The organism is Vibrio sp. 10N.247.311.13 (assembly GCF_041467595.1).
Classification (GTDB): domain Bacteria; phylum Pseudomonadota; class Gammaproteobacteria; order Enterobacterales; family Vibrionaceae; genus Vibrio; species Vibrio crassostreae_C.
On record NZ_JBFSUX010000025.1, the window covers coordinates 1 to 15,389 of the forward strand.

Sequence of the window (15,389 nt, forward strand, 5' to 3'; positions counted from 1 at the left end):
TCGAAAATGCCTTTGGGAGAATTAAGCATTATCGAGCTATTTCAAGTAGATATGACAAGCTAGAAAGGAATTATGCCAGCATGTTATCGCTGGCATTCATGTTAATGTGGCTACCGATGTATTGTTGAACGCGAAATGTACAGCAAAGATCAACACGCCCTAGCAAGTAAAAACCAAACTGCGTTTGCTCACATCACTGCTTTATCAATTGCAATATATGCGTATAATCCCCGCTCCATTGCGCTATCGCCATTAAAAATAGCGCCATTCAACATTTTTAATGAGTACCCAATGTCGAAACTATTTTTCAAAGGCCGTATCGAAACAAGACAGAACCACGTTCTTGCTGGCTACAACGTAAACCGCGATGTAAAAGCGGGTACTGAAGAATCTCCAATCGCTGTAATGGTTCAAACTGAAGCGCGCAAAGCAGAAGTTGAAGCACTAGCCGCTGAAAATACTATCTTCGTTACTGTTACAGTCGACGCAGACAAAGAAGAGAACACCATCGAGCTTGATACTCTACTGAACAAGCCAAAAACGATGACGTTTGAAAAGACCCCTAACCGTAACGACCCATGTTCTTGCGGCAGCGGTAAGAAATACAAGAAGTGCTGTGCATAAGCGCTTTGACTTGAAGAATTTAAAAACGGACCGGTAGCAATATCGGTCCGTTTTTTTATACGCTAAGCAAGCTTATTCAGCGTAAGACAAATTATTAGGCGTCAGACAAACTGAAGCCACTAAATTTGGCGAAATTAGGCGTCGCCTTACTGCCACTGAACGTATAAAGCATCACACCCTGTTCACTGCCTACTAACGAATCAAACGTGATCACTTCCTGCCATTGTTGTTTTTCTAACGGGCGGAAATGAGCGCTGACTTTTCCGCCTTGTTTGACGAGCTTTACCGACACACTAGATTCACTAAACAACAGACGTTCCTTGATCTGTGGCTGACCATTTTGTTCTACAACGAACACCAATGAACGCTCGCCCATGAACATCTCTTTGCTCACTTTAATGTAGTTGTCGTTATCCCAGTAAATACCTAACCCAGCTTGTTCAAATGCGAGGTTTGGATCTAATTGAACCGTCACTTCTGTGCTGTAATCCGAGCTAGATACTGGATGAACGAAGATATTATCAACATCAGCTGAACCCGCACCAAAGATATTGCCCTCTTGCACTTGCATCGTCAGCACGCCGTTTTCCAAAGACCGATGTTCCGGATTTTCATTTCTGATTTGCCAGTTAACGAGGTTATTCATGTTATTAGTCCTTGCTGCTAGATCATGCGTTGACGGAGTTGGTAAAACACATTGTCGAGTTCATCGGGATTTTGCTTTTGAATGCGATTAAGCTCTCTTTGTACAGAATCGTACATAAGTTGGTTATCCATGTCTTTCAATGCGGCGTAGTAATGAATGCGACGTCCCAAGATAAAGTTATTCTGGTCATTCTCACTCATCATATTGAAACGGTCTATTGTCGCTAAGAACTTCGCTTTATCCTGTGGCAGCTGTCCGTTCAGTTCCATCAACAAATTAATACCGTGATAGTTACCATAGTTGCCCGTCACGCGGTTTAGTTTACTGATCAATTGATATTGTTCTTCAAGCATTTCACGTTCGCTAAGTGGCGTGAACTCTCCATTCTGCACCAGTTCATCCAATTCGGTTCCAGGCTTCACAGCAAGCGACAGAATGCGTATTTCATCTGGGTTGATTTGGTTAAGTAAGGCCGCCGTTTCTTCAACATGCTGCGCCGAATATTCTTTACCACCCAAGCCAAGGATAATGAAGGTCATCATCTTCATACCCGCTTGCTTCGCGTATTCGGTCGATTTCAAAATAGATTTCGGAGTAATGCCTTTTTTCATCAATTTGAGAACATCAATAGAACCCGATTCCATACCGCAATAAAGCATGTTGAGCCCTGCATCACAGATGGCTTTCATCTCTTCAGGCGACTTCTTAGTCATGCTTTGCGCTCGTCCATAAGAGCTGATCTGCTTTAACTCTGGGAAGGCTTGTTTGAGTGTATTCAACACATCCAGCAAGTCTTCGGTATCCATAGTGAATGAATCACCGTCTTGCAGAAAACAGGTCTCAAATTTACGGTTCTTATAGAATGCTTTCGCAGCCCAAATGTCTTTCTTAATCTCTTCAACGGGACGAATTGCAAACTCCATCCCCTCAAACAGCGTACAGAATTTACATTTGTTCCAAGGACAACCTTGGGTGGTGCGAATCAATAAGCTATCCGCTTCTGAAGGTGGGCGAATATGCCCTTGTTGGAACTGATACTGTGTCATTTGAATGCCCAATAATTAACAATTCGCATAGACTACTAGAAGTTCATTCAATGAAAAACACGGTACAATTTGAATTATTATCAAATGAAAACGGATAATTAAAGAAGAAGAATGTTGAAGTATTAAGTAGGTTAAAGGCTAATCAAGGTTGTCCGGTGTACGTAAATTGGTTCCACACTTTGTACATTTATAGTCACCGTTTCCGCCACTTGAAGCTAGCGACGATAAAATCATTCCAAGCAACCCTGGCTTCTTTTCATGTTGTGGCGCTTTTTCGGCTTGGTTACTGAACATAGTGTACTTGTGCAGTGTCAGTTCCTTACAGTTACTACAGAACGCTCTCGTCTTCTCACTTCCATACATAATATCTATCTCCTTAACTCAAAGCACAAACTAAACATATGGCAAATATGCCACACGTAGAGTTAAATCTAAATATTTTCATGAAGTTATGAGTAAGTAAGAGCGTTTTAAAGAAAAGTAAACTCTCGACTGTTAAGTGAAGTGTTGGTGAACAAAGTTATTCAATTCAGTCACGCTTCTGATGATGTAAACCTCTTTCTCTTTAGCGCGCAATTCTAACTGCGCTCTAAAGTCGTCATTCCAAAATTTAGGACACAGTTGTAGTGTCTATAGCTTTGTATCGTGCCTTTTATCACTGAGCTTCCAGCAGGCCAGCCTTCAGGTTTAACAAATAAACCTTTGAGCATTCTCTTGGTTACAAACCAGTAGCTAGTTGAATAAGGAATGTCGATATAAACCAAGGTATCAGCTGCATCTAAACGTGTGTTGAACGAGCCTAGAGGGCCAAAACCATCGATGATCCAGCTTTCTGACTTAAGTATGCTCTCATGAGCCTCCTCAAATACTTCACGTTCAACAAACTCTCCGTTGGCCTTGTAAACAATAGAGTCCAACTGGTGAAGCTCTATCCCTGTAGCTAGTGCTAACGCCTTGCTGACTGTGGACTTTCCACTCCCAGGCTTACCAAAAACCGCGATCTTTTTCATATGACTTCCTCTATTCAGATAAAACCCATAAGACAGCGACAAAAAACCCACCTTACGGGTGGGTTCGATAAACAAAGCGCATCAACAATCCCACCATTCTTATGGAATGATGATAATTCGTTGGTTAGATGGCGCTAAATTCAGTTTCATAAAACTACTTTTATATATTGTTGCTTAGTTGTCAATGCAGCCAAACGTTGATTGGGAAGCTATATCCTCGTCAAGTCGCACCCATTAATAGTCTTAATGAGTGCTAATTGGTCTTGGTTATTTCGCTTTCTTTTTCGCCACTGTCGCTTCTGATAGCTTGCTTAGTACACCCGATACTTTCTTAACGACCTCGTCACAGCCATTGATCGCGTGACGCTCTACCAAGTAATTAGGATCGTTGTAAGACAACCATACTTTCTTATTTGAATCTTCAGTGACTAACACCTTCTGCGGTAAATCTATCGCGACTTCTTGAGCACATTGCATTAATGGTGTCCCTACTTTCGGGTTACCAAAGATGATGACTTCCGTTGGTCTCAATTCAAGATCGACCTTACTCGCGTTTTTCTGATGGTCAATTCGCGCAAACAATGTCAAACCTTTGCTTATAGCGAGTTCTTCAAAGCGGTCAGCGGTCTCTTTAACTGAGTAATTACTTTGGTATTTAATCAAACCATCAGAAGCCGCAGCTAAAAATGATGCAGAGAGTAAAATGGCGCATAGTGGTAGTAATTTTTTCATCGTCACCTCAGAGATTTAACCTAATCAAACTTACATTCATAGCGCCACTTCTAAAATCAGCGACGTAACCCATGTCAGTATAGACGCGATTCGATTCTCAGTTTGCAGAGAGGATCACTTTTCTAATGCGTCTTATTATCATCAGTTTAGGTTAACTCGACGCTAACCATTGGCTTTGAAGCTTGAATGTTTGGTCATCAAAATCAATAGTGCCTTGCACACCTAGTGGCGTGACTAGCATGGGATGGGTGTGACAACTGTCGAAGCCATACAGGATCGGGACATTTTTACCGTTCAGCACTTCAAGAAGTACATCGAGTGGTGTTCGCCCTGTCCCTTTGTCATCAAACAACTCATGTTTGCCGAGTACAATAGCGCCTACTTTATCGAATACTCCGCAAGCCAATAAGTGCGCGAATGAACGCTCGACCGCTTCAATGCCTTTTAGTGAATCTTCAATAAGCAGAATATCGCCAGACTGAATTTCTGGCATGTATTCGCTGCCCCAAATCCCGGCCATCGTACTCAGGTTGCCGCCAATCACGCGACCGCTTACTTGACCTCTTCCCATGAAGTGCCATTCGTTATTGTAAACTGGCTTTGCAGAGTCTTGAGTTTCCCAATCGTGTTTAATGTCCGTCCAACTCTCAGGCATCGTGTACTGATGTTGGCTTGAATCCGAGCATAAGATGTCAGTAAACGATTGGAAGGTTTCGTCGACTAATGGCGGGAACTCACCAAATGACGCAACAAGTGCAGGGCCATAAAAAGTCACCAATCCAGTTTTGGCGTAGATGCCTAACAGTAATGCTGTGGCATCTGAATAGCCGACGATGATCTTAGGGTCGTCTCTAAGGGCATCATAATCGATGTATGACAACAGTGAGTTACTGTTGTTACCACCAATGGTCGACATAATGCAGCGCACGTCAGGATCTCGAATGAGCTGATTGAGTTCTTCGGCTCGCGCTTGAATGGAACCAGAACGATACCCTTCTGACTCTCCAGTTAACAAACCTTCAACTAGAATGAAGCCCTGCTTTTCCAAATAACGTTTAGCACGAGCAAATCGATTAGGTGCAAAGACCGTTGCGGGCGATGACGGTGAGAAAAATCCGATTTTGTCACCAATATTTAAAGCTTTTGGGTATATCACTCGTTTGTCCTCCATAACAAAATTGGAATAATACGCCTGACTGAAACTCACTAATTCTTAAAGCAAACGAGTTCTTTAAGCGAGTTGATTTCGGGGTTAGAGCTCAAAAAATTAAGGTTGAATCAAATGTTCATACCCAATCAGTGCCACGACTTAGTCCCACATTTCTCACATTGGTATTCGTAATCACTGTCTACATAAAAACCGGGAACATTATGGTCACCTCTAAACAATAACGTCACCAGGTACTCCATCAACACGCCTAACTTCCATTGTTTCTTTTCAGATTCAGCGTCCGCTTTAGATTCAGCATCGGAAGCGCTAACAGCAAGGTGCGGGGTAAGTGCGTCGCACTACTCACAGTGATAAGGGTGTTTAATATACTTATTATCAAGCATTTATATAAGCCAACTGATATTTATAAATTTGATACATACTAACAACTTATCACTCGGTTCTCGAACTTATTGTTGTCCACTAGATCTTTATTTGAAAGAAATGAGACACAAGGTAAGTGCCATGCATCTTGAATCAGTTGCCATCGAGATTTCCCTCATTGAACAGCTAAAGCTATTGTTACGCTTAGGTACGAAATTAACTTTTACTTTAATAGCCCTTTGTCCGCAGCACCTTCAAGCTGCACTTCTAGCTCTTTCCATAAGGCACGACTGCCTTTAGAAATACGCTCGCCATTGAAGGTCAGGACTTTGTCTTTGGATATGTTGTGCTTCTTCCAGCTATGACCACCACCATGGATGTTATGAAGCAAAGGCGGCACTCTATCGATCGCCTTACCAAATCTAGCTTCCGGTGACTCACCGGCTTCGAACTCAAGCCATAAATCCAAATACTCGCTTCTTGAATGGCTCGGCAATGATTTCAGCAAGCGCTCGACGCAGTTTCTCTCTTTGAGCTTGTTTTCTTCGGTTTCACTGGCATAAATGATGGTATCTCCCGCATCGATTTCCCCAAGGTCATGAATCAGCAACATCTTCATTACTCGGGTAATATCGATTTCTTCATTGGCATAGTCTTTCAACATAAGAGCGCTCAAACAGACGTGCCAACTGTGCTCGGCCGAGTTTTCATATCGGTCCAATCCAACTGGTTTCGTCTGTCGATGAACATCCTTTAATTGTTCAATTTCGACCATGAATTGCAGAATGCCTTTGATTTCTTCCACGATAAGCTTCCTTAACTTAAGTTGATGATTGAGCGGTGCGGAGGGTTAACCTAGCGACAAAGAAGCGTTACTCCCAATGAACCGACATTTTGTAATACGCAACACCCGATGGTTGTGGGCTAAGCTTATCTACCTGTTAGCCATAGGGTGTTCAGGATTTAACTGAAGCAGATCCCACAAGTTACCGTAAAGGTCTTCAAACACAGCAACGGTGCCGTAGCCTTGCTCTTTAGGCTCTCGGACAAAGTTAATGCCCAAAGACGTCATACGTTCGTAATCACGCCAGAAGTCATCGGTGTTTAAGAATAGGAATACGCGTCCACCAGCTTGGTTGCCGATGAAATCGAGTTGCTCTGGCTTGGAAGCTCTAGCAAGTAACAGGCTCACACCGGTTGAATTTGGTGGAGCAACAACAACCCAGCGCTTATCTTCTTCTGGCAGATACGTGTCTTCGATGAGATCAAACTTAAGCTTGTTTACATAGAAATCAAGCGCTTCATCGTAGTCTTTTACCACGAGTGCAATGTGGACAATATTCTGTTTCATAACATACCTTGTTGGGGTTTTAGCTGCGTGGAATGATGCCATGAAGCAGGTAAAGACACTAGGTGTCGCATCATAAATCGTAGTATCTCGTCCGTCACAATCTAAAAGGTATACATCATTTATAACTGCCAGAATCCGAGCTCGACGCCACCTTGAATGACAATGGCACACATCCCGTGACGTGGTAACTCCATTGGCGGCACCGCAACTTCGGCGCCTAGTTTCTCGGCTGCAGTTACTGCAGACTGAATATCCTCAACCAACGTGTAATGACGAACAGTTGGTTCTTCAGTTTCACGAAGCGGTGCTCGAATGCCAATTACCCCGCCATTAGATAGCTTTGCAGTGCGCGCCCCACCAAGGTTCACATCTGCACCACTGAATTTCACGTTGTAGAGCTGAGCGTATGTTGCACAAACGACATCGACCTCTGGGGTAACCACTTCAAGATATTGAACCTTCATCAAATTTCCTTCTCGTGTTCTTTAAGACTCTCAACCTGCATACAGCTGTGCAGGTGTTTCTCATCAATAATTTATTACTAAGCAATTCGACCGCGCATGATAAATTGCGGGCCTGCTGCGCCACCTAAATACTGTTGATTGATATCTTCGAAGCCGCCTTTCTTATAACAGTTGAATGCTGCCGGATTTTTGCAATTCACAGTTAAGTAAATCGACTCATACGCTGAGTAATTCGCTTTTAAATACGGAAACAAAGCCTTCACCGTGCCTGTTCCTAAACCTTTACCTTGCTGGTTTTTATCAAGCACAAAAGCTCTCAAGCCAATGCTTCCTTCAGGGCAGAATTCGTAGTGCTCTGCGTAAGCGATATCCAGCTTAAAGAAACCCACAACTTCGTTATCAGACTTAATCACGTGCAAGTGCGTCGTTTCACTGCCGTCTAATAAAAACTCTGCAGCTGTACCAGCGAACTTAACCTGTTCATCGGCGAGTTGGATGGCCTGAACTAACGCCACATGTGAATCTTCAAGCCTTTCGATAGTTATCATTGTTGTTCCTTCTGTATAACACGCACGAAAAACCGACTAGAGCTCATCGCTAGTGTCTCGAGAACCGTAGTTTGGGAAGTTGATATTAAGAACGTTATCGTCCTCAAGAGTGAATAGAACACTTCCATTCTCTACACCGGTTTCGTTTCTATCTGAACAGCCTAGAAACAGCTCCCAATCAAACGAATATTGAAGTCGGTATTGATTCGCATTGATGTGGAGAACGCCTTTGACTTTGATACCGTTCACCACATGTGCCATATCATCGATGTATGACAGATCAGGGATTAACTTTTCTTCGAAATCACTCTTATGCTCGGTTAAGAAATTGAGCAGTTCAGAACATAACTCGGAGCCATGAACCTATGGTTTAGACAGACTAGAAAACAACATTTCTAAATACTCCAAGGATTGTTTTGATATTGGGAAGATGCGCGCGAGTCTGTTACAAATTCAAGCTCAATCGGAAACGGTAACTTCAAAATCCGACACTACATTAGAGTTTTGGATGTGTTGATACCAACTTTTTACGTCTTCAACCAGCAAGTGCATCATGTAATTGTGACAGTGCGCAGGTTCATAAAAGTTTTGCAGAAGGAACGCACAACTGCCGTGTCGTAGATAGGCGATATCGTGAAATTCAGACTTCACTTCAAAGCCGATTGACTGGTAAAAACGCTTGGATAAATCGAAGTCTTTCGCGGGTACAAAAGACTTAGTTTCTGAGACTTTGAGGTTTTCCATCCTACACCCTTATAGTATTGATATTCCGGTGCTGACACGCTTAACGCTTTAAGTGGTTACGGTGTTTATTCAGAGCTCTTATTCAGAGTCTTGCTAAAATGAGTCAACTTCGGCTTTAGTTAGATAACGCCACTGGCCTGCTTCAACATCCAAACGAACGTCACCAATCTGTTCACGGTGTAGGCCAACAACTCGATTCCCGACCGCAGCAAACATTCGTTTTACTTGATGAAACTTGCCTTCTGTAATGGTCAACAGCACTTCTTTACTGGTAATCACTTCGAGCTCTGCCGGACGCGTCGGTTTTTGTTCGCCCTGCAATTGAATGCCCGCTTTAAACTTATCAGCGACATCGTCTTTGATATCTCGTGACAATGTCACGCGATACACCTTCTTACACGACTTGGTTGGCAGAGTGATGTTGAATGACCATCGCCCATCATCAGTAATCAAGACTAAGCCTGTGGTGTCAGCATCTAAGCGCCCTGCAATGTGCAGTTCTGATGCTTTGTCTATCTCGATGTAGTTGAACAATGAAGGATAAACTTCGTCGATGTTAGAGCAGATAGTACCCGCAGGCTTATGCATTAAGAGGTAACGAAATTCACGTAATTTAAGAGGCGTGCCATTTAACAAGATGGTGTTGCTTTCATGAACCTGAGTCGATTCATCGGTGACCGTCTCACTGTTTACGTTCACCTCGCCATTATGGATGCGTTCAATTGCTTCAGGCTTGGTTAGTTCAGTGCTTTTACATAGGTATTTATCAAGGCGCATTAATCGTCAGCACCACATTTTGCGCATGGCTTATAAGTACGTTCGCCTTGAGCAATCACCACATAGTCTCGAACGCAGTTATCACATAGCGCCAATTTTGGGTAAGCGTCTTTCTGTTTCTTTGCGTTGATGTCGCCTTCGGTGGTGTATACGGTTCTCATTTTTATGCCTTGTTTTAATAACTTGCTAGGCGCAAATTGTATCACTGTTTACAGCCTTGTTTGGAGTGGTGGTGCATAGATAAATTGATTTTAAGCACCGCCATTCCAAGATCCCTCCCCGTAACGGCTTAACCATGAACAACAAAGTCAACGTGCCACGGCTATCAGTGGTAAAATGATAAAAGCTCACCAACTTATGAAGTCGATAATGAAAGATTGTAATCAATGCGGAAAATGCTGTATCAAATACGGAGATGGCGACCTTGCCGCGACTCAAGAAGAGATCGATTTGTGGGAGTTGTTCAACCCAGACATCTTTGAATATGTTCGAGGAAGCGAGATCTGGTTCGACCCTGAATCTGGCGAACGTTTAACTCGCTGCCCTTTTCTGGAGCTGGTTCCGACGAAAGACACCAAGGCTCAAGCCAAGTACACATGTAGCATTTACTTAGACCGACCAGAAGATTGCCGACACTACCCAAGCCTAATTAATGAGATGGTACGAGATGAGTGTGAAATGATTGAGGTGGTGGATTTACAAGACACGAAGAAAGCTCAAAGGAAACTCGACCTGTTGATGAAAGACAGCCGCCCTTCAAGCTATTCGTAAGCGATGGTCTTTTGAAGATCAATCTTCAGCATGAGCTAATAGCCGCTAAAACCTTAAGCCAAGTACTGGTTCGCTTCTAACCAATCAAGCGCAACCAGTGCTGCCAATGAACATACCGCTCTGTCGTTGATATCCACATACTTAAGCTCTTCGATTTCAGCATCCGGAGACAGTTCGCCAGTATAATCAGCAAGATAGCAAGTCAATTGCACCGATACGCCTTCCGCTTTGCCATCAGCTTGGCCTGTAAACGTCTCGACGTATTTGATGGAGTCAGGCACTAAATCAACTGAGATCTCTTCTTTGATTTCGCGAACCAGTGCTTGCTCATCACTTTCGCCAGCTTCACGCTTACCACCCGGTAGATAGAACAGTTCTTTGCCTTTTGATCTGACCATCAACAGCTTGCCGTCTTTGATGAATATCCAAGCCAGCTTATCAATTACCTTATGCATGTCGTTAGACCTTATTTCTGTTTTAGTTCTCGTTCTTACTGAATCAAGCCACACCATTAGTCGCGACCAAACAAAGCCTGGGTATGTTACACGCTGGAAGGAATATACTCTATTGAATCGAATAGGAAATATCATCGCCAAAACGAAAAATGACAGCGTTCGAGACAATTCTCGTCAACTGTCATCGGCGTTGTTTACGGATTGCTTTCTAGTTGTTCGTAGATAGAATCAATCGACTAGCCACTTAAGCGCAGAGTCATGATCTTCGAATGACTTAATCTCACCGGACACAAACCAGCTCCCTACTTTTGAAGCGAATTCTTGCCAGCTTTTATCGCCGAAAATAGCAATCTTGTCTATCTTAGAATTGAGCTCTAATCCAAGTTTAAAATCGTCCCAAGCAGCACGTAACTCCCAACCCGTTAAGGTGGAGATGTCGACCAGCATCTTGAGTTCAGATGAATCGAGTTCTTCTAGCGTGGTATTTAGAATTGGCATCATTGCTTGATAGTCATCGTGTGTAAGCTTGCCTTTCGCTTTAAACACAACGATGGTTTCACCGCTAACACGTTCAATTCCAACCGATATTCCATGACGTTCGATACTCATAACCTAGCCCTCATAGTGGAAACTAGAGTTAGCTTAGAGGATTAAACAGCAAAGAGATGAGAGGTTTACGTCAAAACGGACAAGCGCTTTATCTGAACTTAATATCAGAGAGTTAATCGCGCTACTCCAACAGTTCGCTTAGGGATTGAACTTGTACGATACCTGGATGCTGTGACTTAAGCTCAGCACCTTCCGTGTTCAACCACACCGTATTCAAACCCGCTTCAAGTGCTGGGTAAATGTCTTTCTCTAGAGTGTCGCCTACCATGGTGATCTCTTGTGGTGAAACACCGAGCTTAGAAATAATGGCAGGATAGAACCCCGACTCGAACTTAGAAAAGCCAATGCTCGCCTTACAAAAGTAACCCAAGATATCTTGAGACAGGCCAACACGCTCAAAGGCTCGAATGATGTCGTCTTTACTGGAATCACCAGCATTGGTAGCAACATAAACTAGATGAGTTTTCGACAACTCCCCCAGTAATGCACGAGCACCACTCACTTCTTGTACGGTTTCCCAGTCACACATCTTCCCTTGTGCGTCTGGGAAATCGACCATCAGCGTATTGCCCCAGTCGAATAAGACTATTTCTGTTAATTCGATTAGCTTTGTCATCTTGCCTCCTGCATACGATGAATTATCTAATGTTTAAGCGAGCCTATAAAAACTTCTCGGACGGTTAGGCTCATTATGGACAACCTTGTTACTGTTTATGGAGCACGATCTTCTAAACACAAAATACCCTTTATTGATAAACCACTTTGAAACGCTCCAACATAAGTAACATGTCTTCACTTGGTGAGATCTTGAGCTCTTCACATTCACGAGAGAAGAAGTTCCAGTGAGCTTCTTTCCACCATTCGAGTGATTTATCGCCCTCACCTTCGGCAGCAGCAAACTCCGCCGTCACTTCGTTATATTTGCACTGTGAGACTGAAGTGATCTCTACAATGCAAACTGGCTTGCCATCCCAGTCAGTGACGACTTGCAAGTGACCAACTACTGGTCTCGTCTCGCCTTCATGGCTGTACCAATATTCAAGGCTGCAAGACGCTTGTTTTTCACCCTTGAGAATTAACTGGGCGCAGAGGTTGGCGTTGTATTCATCAGCACAGTAATAGTCGGCACTAAAAGAGGTGTATTGCGAAGCAACGTCTGCTGGTAATGTGTTGAGGTAGCTATCAAGATAAGCTTTGCTTCTTTCTTCCATGATCTTTCCAAATTCAATATCAGGTTGAGCCGATAAACACTTATAGATTAAGCATCTGGCTGCATTGGGAGTAACCTATCAAGTCAGGTTATAGCTGTAAACCGAGTGAATATCAAAATGTGGGCTGAGAAAGAAGAATATAGGTAGGATTTCGAGGCCAGTACAAGGAGAGCTAAAAAGTGAAAGAAGAACCAAAAGCACCTTTAGTCGGTGCTTTTGGCTCTTAGTATCTCGTTACTAATAGCTCGTAACTGACGGGGTATTAACGGTTCAAGAAGTCGACCGCTTTGTCTGGGAAGTCGGTAAACACACCATCAACTTTGACTTGGTTGTAGAAGACATCCAACATGCCATCAAAGTTATCAGCATAAGCTGGGATTCTTCCTGGGTCGGCACGGAACGTGTATGGGTGAACGTCTAAGCCCGCGTCTTTTGCTGACTTCATTAACGGTTAAATGATGATGTTATCTTTGGTCGATGCATTGTCCACCAACATTGGCTTCCAAGGACCAATTCCTTCCGCATAACTCGCCACTTTTTCCATGCCACCAGCTTCAAACATCCAGTCGTAACTGTACGGCGTTGCTTTGTCGCCTTGGTAGGTCATGGTTTCATTCCAATCTGTATAGGCCATCAACTGAACGAGCTTAAGGTCCATTTCCATCGCTGGCATGAGCTCATCATTAATGCGTTGAAGTTCATTGGCGTCGAAACACTGCAAATACACTTTGTCGTCTTTCGATAGGTAACCATATTGATGCAAGGTCGCAAGTACCGCTTTGGAGATGTCTTTGCCTTCGTGACGATGGAACCAAGGTGCTTTAATTTCAGGATAGATGCCCACGTCATAACCTAAGGTCTTATTTAGGCCTTGGATCAGCTCGATCTCTTCTGCAAAGGTAGCGACACGAAAATCAGACTGCCACATTGGGAAGCGCGTTGGGTACCCTGCCACTCTTTTACCTTGGTCATCGAGGTTAAAGCCTTCGGTCACTTTCAGGGATTTAATCTCAGCGAGCGTAAAATCAATCGCGTAGTAGCGGCCATCTGCGCGAGCACGTGTTGGAAAGCGATCCGCGACATCGGTGACTCGGTCTAGATAATGATCATGCAAAACCACCAATTGGTCGTCTTTGGTCATCACGACATCTTGTTCGATGTAGTCGGGTTTCATCGCATAAGCGAGCGCTTTAGCGGGTAAAGTGTGTTCAGGTAAATAACCTGAAGCGCCGCGATGCGCAATCACTAAAGGGTCGGCGAACGCATTTGCAGATAAGCTTAGTACTAATAAGGTCAGAGACAGTGACGTTGTTTTCATTATTGTTTCCCTTGATAAAACAGAAGCAGGATATACCTGCCTCTGTTGTTATTTATAGATGTGATTCAGTAAATACACTACTGAGCTAGCGCTTCTCTCTCTCGTTCGAGATCTTTTTGTTTATGGTGCGCACGCTCACCTAAGAAGGCGTAAAGCAGACAGATGATTGAAGCCACACAAGCGCCGACCAAAATAATGAAGCCGCCATCCCAGCCGTAATGGTCAACCATAAAGCCGAGTATTGCGTTCGCAGCAACCGCGCCACCTAAGTAACCAAACAAACCCGTTAGACCAGCCGCTGTACCCGCTGCTTTCTTAGGCGCAAGTTCCAGTGCATACAAACCGATCAGCATTACAGGACCATAGATAAGGAAACCAATCGCAACCAGTGCCAGCATATCAACCGTTGGGTTACCTGCTGGATTCAGCCAATATACCAACACAGCGACTGTCACTAGAACCATGAACAAGATACCTGCAGGTGCACGTCGGCCTTTGAATAACTTATCTGAAATCCAACCACACAATAAGGTGCCAGGGATACCTGCCCACTCATACAAGAAGTAAGCCCAAGATGATTTATCTACAGAGAAGTCTTTTGCTTCTTTTAAGTAAACTGGAGCCCAATCGAGTACGCCATAGCGGATAAGGTAAACAAACGCATTGGCAATAGCGATTGACCACAACAGTTTGTTAGAGAAAACGTACTTAAAGAAGATCTCTTTCGCCGTCATTTCTTTCTCATGAGACGTATCGTAGTCGTCTGGGTAATCGTCTTTATGTTCTTCAATCGGTGGTAAGCCGCAAGATTGAGGTGTATCTCTTACAGTAAACCAAACAAAGACAGCAACGAGAGTGGCAAAAAATGCAGGAACATAAAAAGCGGTTCGCCAATCGTCGTTAAAAGCCCACAGCCCCAACAAGAACATTGGGCCAATCAAACCGCCACCCACGTTGTGAGCAACGTTCCATACTGACACTATCTCACCACGTTCTTTTCGTGACCACCAGTGGACCATGGTTCGTCCACAAGCTGGCCAACCCATACCTTGGAACCAACCATTCAAGAACAGCAGGATAAACATCGCAGTGATGCTGCCTGTTGCCCAAGGCATAAAGCCAAAGCAGAACATCACCAGTGCCGACATTAACAAGCCACCGCTGAGGAAGTAACGAGGGTTAGAACGGTCAGAAACACTGCCCATTAAGAACTTAGATAAGCCGTAAGCGATAGATACCGCCGCTAATGCAACCCCTAGTTCTCCACGGCTAAAACCTTGTTCAATGAGATAAGGCATCGCCAAACTAAAGTTTTTACGGACTAAGTAGTACCCCGCATAGCCAACGAAGATGCCAAGAAACAGCTGCCATCGTAGTCGTGTGTAGGTGCTATCGATCTTATCTGATGACAAGCGATCGATATGCGCCATAGGTTTGAATATTCCAAACATAGGAACCTCATAATTATTGGGCGAAGGAAGAATTTAAATGCTCGAACGAAAAAATTTAGCGCTCATTCGAAATCAAGGGAATTGTATGTGCTTCAGGA

Annotated in this window: 19 protein-coding genes and 5 pseudogenes; 3 read left to right on the plus strand and 21 right to left on the minus strand. The window is 43.7% G+C overall.

Annotated elements, in window-relative coordinates:
* Both AB6E52_RS12305 and AB6E52_RS12310 read left to right on the plus strand, forming a co-directional pair.
* A pseudogene (locus AB6E52_RS12305) lies at window positions 1–128 on the plus strand (IS5/IS1182 family transposase); the annotation flags it as partial.
* Between the two features lie 163 nt (window positions 129–291).
* Window positions 292–624, plus strand: a complete 333-nt coding sequence (locus tag AB6E52_RS12310; protein ID WP_017068336.1) for a PBPRA1643 family SWIM/SEC-C metal-binding motif protein — start codon at window positions 292–294, stop codon at window positions 622–624.
* Window positions 625–718: 94 nt separating this feature from the next.
* On the opposite strand, the gene AB6E52_RS12315 is transcribed toward AB6E52_RS12310, so the two are convergent.
* The 15 genes and pseudogenes from AB6E52_RS12315 to AB6E52_RS12385 all read right to left on the minus strand — a co-directional run bounded on the left by AB6E52_RS12315 (window position 719) and on the right by AB6E52_RS12385 (window position 9,637).
* Window positions 719–1,270, minus strand: coding sequence for a DUF1349 domain-containing protein (locus AB6E52_RS12315; RefSeq protein ID WP_017061809.1), 552 nt, complete (start codon window positions 1,268–1,270; stop codon window positions 719–721).
* Between the two features lie 17 nt (window positions 1,271–1,287).
* Window positions 1,288–2,316 carry a radical SAM protein gene (locus AB6E52_RS12320; RefSeq protein WP_017061808.1) on the minus strand — a complete coding sequence of 343 codons (1,029 nt, stop codon included), beginning with the start codon at window positions 2,314–2,316 and terminating at the stop codon, window positions 1,288–1,290.
* Between the two features lie 138 nt (window positions 2,317–2,454).
* Entirely contained in the window at window positions 2,455–2,679 is a 225-nt protein-coding gene (locus tag AB6E52_RS12325) for a hypothetical protein (protein ID WP_017061807.1), read from the minus strand.
* Between the two features lie 132 nt (window positions 2,680–2,811).
* A pseudogene (locus AB6E52_RS12330) lies at window positions 2,812–3,326 on the minus strand (adenylate kinase).
* A gap of 267 nt (window positions 3,327–3,593) precedes the next feature.
* Window positions 3,594–4,058: a DUF302 domain-containing protein gene (locus tag AB6E52_RS12335; protein WP_017061805.1), complete on the minus strand. Its 465-nt coding sequence runs from the start codon at window positions 4,056–4,058 to the stop codon at window positions 3,594–3,596.
* 151 nt (window positions 4,059–4,209) lie between these two features.
* On the minus strand, window positions 4,210–5,214 hold the full coding sequence (locus AB6E52_RS12340; RefSeq protein ID WP_017061804.1) for a S66 peptidase family protein: 1,005 nt from the start codon (window positions 5,212–5,214) through the stop codon (window positions 4,210–4,212).
* A 140-nt stretch (window positions 5,215–5,354) separates the two neighbouring features.
* Window positions 5,355–5,612, minus strand: a pseudogene (locus AB6E52_RS12345) (hypothetical protein).
* Window positions 5,613–5,815: 203 nt separating this feature from the next.
* Window positions 5,816–6,397 (minus strand): HD domain-containing protein, encoded by a 582-nt coding sequence (locus AB6E52_RS12350; protein ID WP_102321002.1) that lies wholly within the window; start codon window positions 6,395–6,397, stop codon window positions 5,816–5,818.
* Window positions 6,398–6,526: 129 nt separating this feature from the next.
* Window positions 6,527–6,943, minus strand: coding sequence for a VOC family protein (locus tag AB6E52_RS12355; protein WP_017061801.1), 417 nt, complete (start codon window positions 6,941–6,943; stop codon window positions 6,527–6,529).
* Window positions 6,944–7,062: 119 nt separating this feature from the next.
* Window positions 7,063–7,407, minus strand: a complete 345-nt coding sequence (locus tag AB6E52_RS12360; RefSeq protein WP_017061800.1) for a VOC family protein — start codon at window positions 7,405–7,407, stop codon at window positions 7,063–7,065.
* 77 nt (window positions 7,408–7,484) lie between these two features.
* The gene (locus AB6E52_RS12365; RefSeq protein ID WP_017070703.1) at window positions 7,485–7,955 is read right to left on the minus strand and encodes a GNAT family N-acetyltransferase; all 471 of its coding nucleotides are present in this window, start codon (window positions 7,953–7,955) and stop codon (window positions 7,485–7,487) included.
* A 36-nt stretch (window positions 7,956–7,991) separates the two neighbouring features.
* Window positions 7,992–8,291 (minus strand): hypothetical protein, encoded by a 300-nt coding sequence (locus tag AB6E52_RS12370; RefSeq protein WP_241910597.1) that lies wholly within the window; start codon window positions 8,289–8,291, stop codon window positions 7,992–7,994.
* A gap of 126 nt (window positions 8,292–8,417) precedes the next feature.
* Window positions 8,418–8,699: pseudogene (locus tag AB6E52_RS12375) on the minus strand (glyoxalase); the annotation flags it as partial.
* Between the two features lie 93 nt (window positions 8,700–8,792).
* Complete coding sequence (locus AB6E52_RS12380) at window positions 8,793–9,476, minus strand: pseudouridine synthase (RefSeq protein ID WP_102321004.1); 684 nt, start codon at window positions 9,474–9,476, stop codon at window positions 8,793–8,795.
* Window positions 9,476–9,637 carry a hypothetical protein gene (locus tag AB6E52_RS12385; RefSeq protein WP_012604036.1) on the minus strand — a complete coding sequence of 54 codons (162 nt, stop codon included), beginning with the start codon at window positions 9,635–9,637 and terminating at the stop codon, window positions 9,476–9,478. Before AB6E52_RS12385 ends, AB6E52_RS12380 begins: the two co-directional genes overlap by 1 nt.
* Window positions 9,638–9,845: 208 nt before the next feature.
* Here AB6E52_RS12385 and AB6E52_RS12390 point away from each other — a divergent pair, with 208 nt between their 5' ends.
* Window positions 9,846–10,247 carry a YkgJ family cysteine cluster protein gene (locus tag AB6E52_RS12390; protein ID WP_017065706.1) on the plus strand — a complete coding sequence of 134 codons (402 nt, stop codon included), beginning with the start codon at window positions 9,846–9,848 and terminating at the stop codon, window positions 10,245–10,247.
* A 53-nt stretch (window positions 10,248–10,300) separates the two neighbouring features.
* On the opposite strand, the gene AB6E52_RS12395 is transcribed toward AB6E52_RS12390, so the two are convergent.
* From AB6E52_RS12395 to glpT, 6 genes and pseudogenes are all read right to left on the minus strand, one after another.
* Window positions 10,301–10,702, minus strand: coding sequence for an NUDIX domain-containing protein (locus AB6E52_RS12395; protein WP_017070706.1), 402 nt, complete (start codon window positions 10,700–10,702; stop codon window positions 10,301–10,303).
* A 228-nt stretch (window positions 10,703–10,930) separates the two neighbouring features.
* Window positions 10,931–11,311, minus strand: coding sequence for an STAS/SEC14 domain-containing protein (locus tag AB6E52_RS12400; protein ID WP_102321005.1), 381 nt, complete (start codon window positions 11,309–11,311; stop codon window positions 10,931–10,933).
* A 121-nt stretch (window positions 11,312–11,432) separates the two neighbouring features.
* On the minus strand, window positions 11,433–11,927 hold the full coding sequence (locus AB6E52_RS12405; RefSeq protein ID WP_102321006.1) for an HAD family hydrolase: 495 nt from the start codon (window positions 11,925–11,927) through the stop codon (window positions 11,433–11,435).
* A gap of 130 nt (window positions 11,928–12,057) precedes the next feature.
* Entirely contained in the window at window positions 12,058–12,522 is a 465-nt protein-coding gene (locus tag AB6E52_RS12410; RefSeq protein WP_102321007.1) for an ASCH domain-containing protein, read from the minus strand.
* 262 nt (window positions 12,523–12,784) lie between these two features.
* Window positions 12,785–13,840: pseudogene (gene glpQ / locus AB6E52_RS12415) on the minus strand (glycerophosphodiester phosphodiesterase).
* Window positions 13,841–13,917: 77 nt separating this feature from the next.
* Window positions 13,918–15,291 (minus strand): glycerol-3-phosphate transporter, encoded by a 1,374-nt coding sequence (gene glpT / locus AB6E52_RS12420; RefSeq protein WP_029235174.1) that lies wholly within the window; start codon window positions 15,289–15,291, stop codon window positions 13,918–13,920.
* Between the last annotated feature and the right edge of the window lie 98 nt (window positions 15,292–15,389).

Coding starts and splice junctions, on each gene's coding strand:
- AB6E52_RS12310 (WP_017068336.1), top strand. CDS start 292: ATGTCGAAACTATTTTTCAAAGGCCGTATCGAAACAAGACAGAACCAC.
- AB6E52_RS12315 (WP_017061809.1), bottom strand. CDS start 1,270: ATGAATAACCTCGTTAACTGGCAAATCAGAAATGAAAATCCGGAACAT.
- AB6E52_RS12320 (WP_017061808.1), bottom strand. CDS start 2,316: ATGACACAGTATCAGTTCCAACAAGGGCATATTCGCCCACCTTCAGAA.
- AB6E52_RS12325 (WP_017061807.1), bottom strand. CDS start 2,679: ATGTATGGAAGTGAGAAGACGAGAGCGTTCTGTAGTAACTGTAAGGAA.
- AB6E52_RS12335 (WP_017061805.1), bottom strand. CDS start 4,058: ATGAAAAAATTACTACCACTATGCGCCATTTTACTCTCTGCATCATTT.
- AB6E52_RS12355 (WP_017061801.1), bottom strand. CDS start 6,943: ATGAAACAGAATATTGTCCACATTGCACTCGTGGTAAAAGACTACGAT.
- AB6E52_RS12360 (WP_017061800.1), bottom strand. CDS start 7,407: ATGAAGGTTCAATATCTTGAAGTGGTTACCCCAGAGGTCGATGTCGTT.
- AB6E52_RS12365 (WP_017070703.1), bottom strand. CDS start 7,955: ATGATAACTATCGAAAGGCTTGAAGATTCACATGTGGCGTTAGTTCAG.
- AB6E52_RS12380 (WP_102321004.1), bottom strand. CDS start 9,476: ATGCGCCTTGATAAATACCTATGTAAAAGCACTGAACTAACCAAGCCT.
- AB6E52_RS12385 (WP_012604036.1), bottom strand. CDS start 9,637: ATGAGAACCGTATACACCACCGAAGGCGACATCAACGCAAAGAAACAG.
- AB6E52_RS12390 (WP_017065706.1), top strand. CDS start 9,846: ATGAAAGATTGTAATCAATGCGGAAAATGCTGTATCAAATACGGAGAT.
- AB6E52_RS12395 (WP_017070706.1), bottom strand. CDS start 10,702: ATGCATAAGGTAATTGATAAGCTGGCTTGGATATTCATCAAAGACGGC.
- AB6E52_RS12400 (WP_102321005.1), bottom strand. CDS start 11,311: ATGAGTATCGAACGTCATGGAATATCGGTTGGAATTGAACGTGTTAGC.
- AB6E52_RS12405 (WP_102321006.1), bottom strand. CDS start 11,927: ATGACAAAGCTAATCGAATTAACAGAAATAGTCTTATTCGACTGGGGC.
- AB6E52_RS12410 (WP_102321007.1), bottom strand. CDS start 12,522: ATGGAAGAAAGAAGCAAAGCTTATCTTGATAGCTACCTCAACACATTA.
- glpT (WP_029235174.1), bottom strand. CDS start 15,291: ATGTTTGGAATATTCAAACCTATGGCGCATATCGATCGCTTGTCATCA.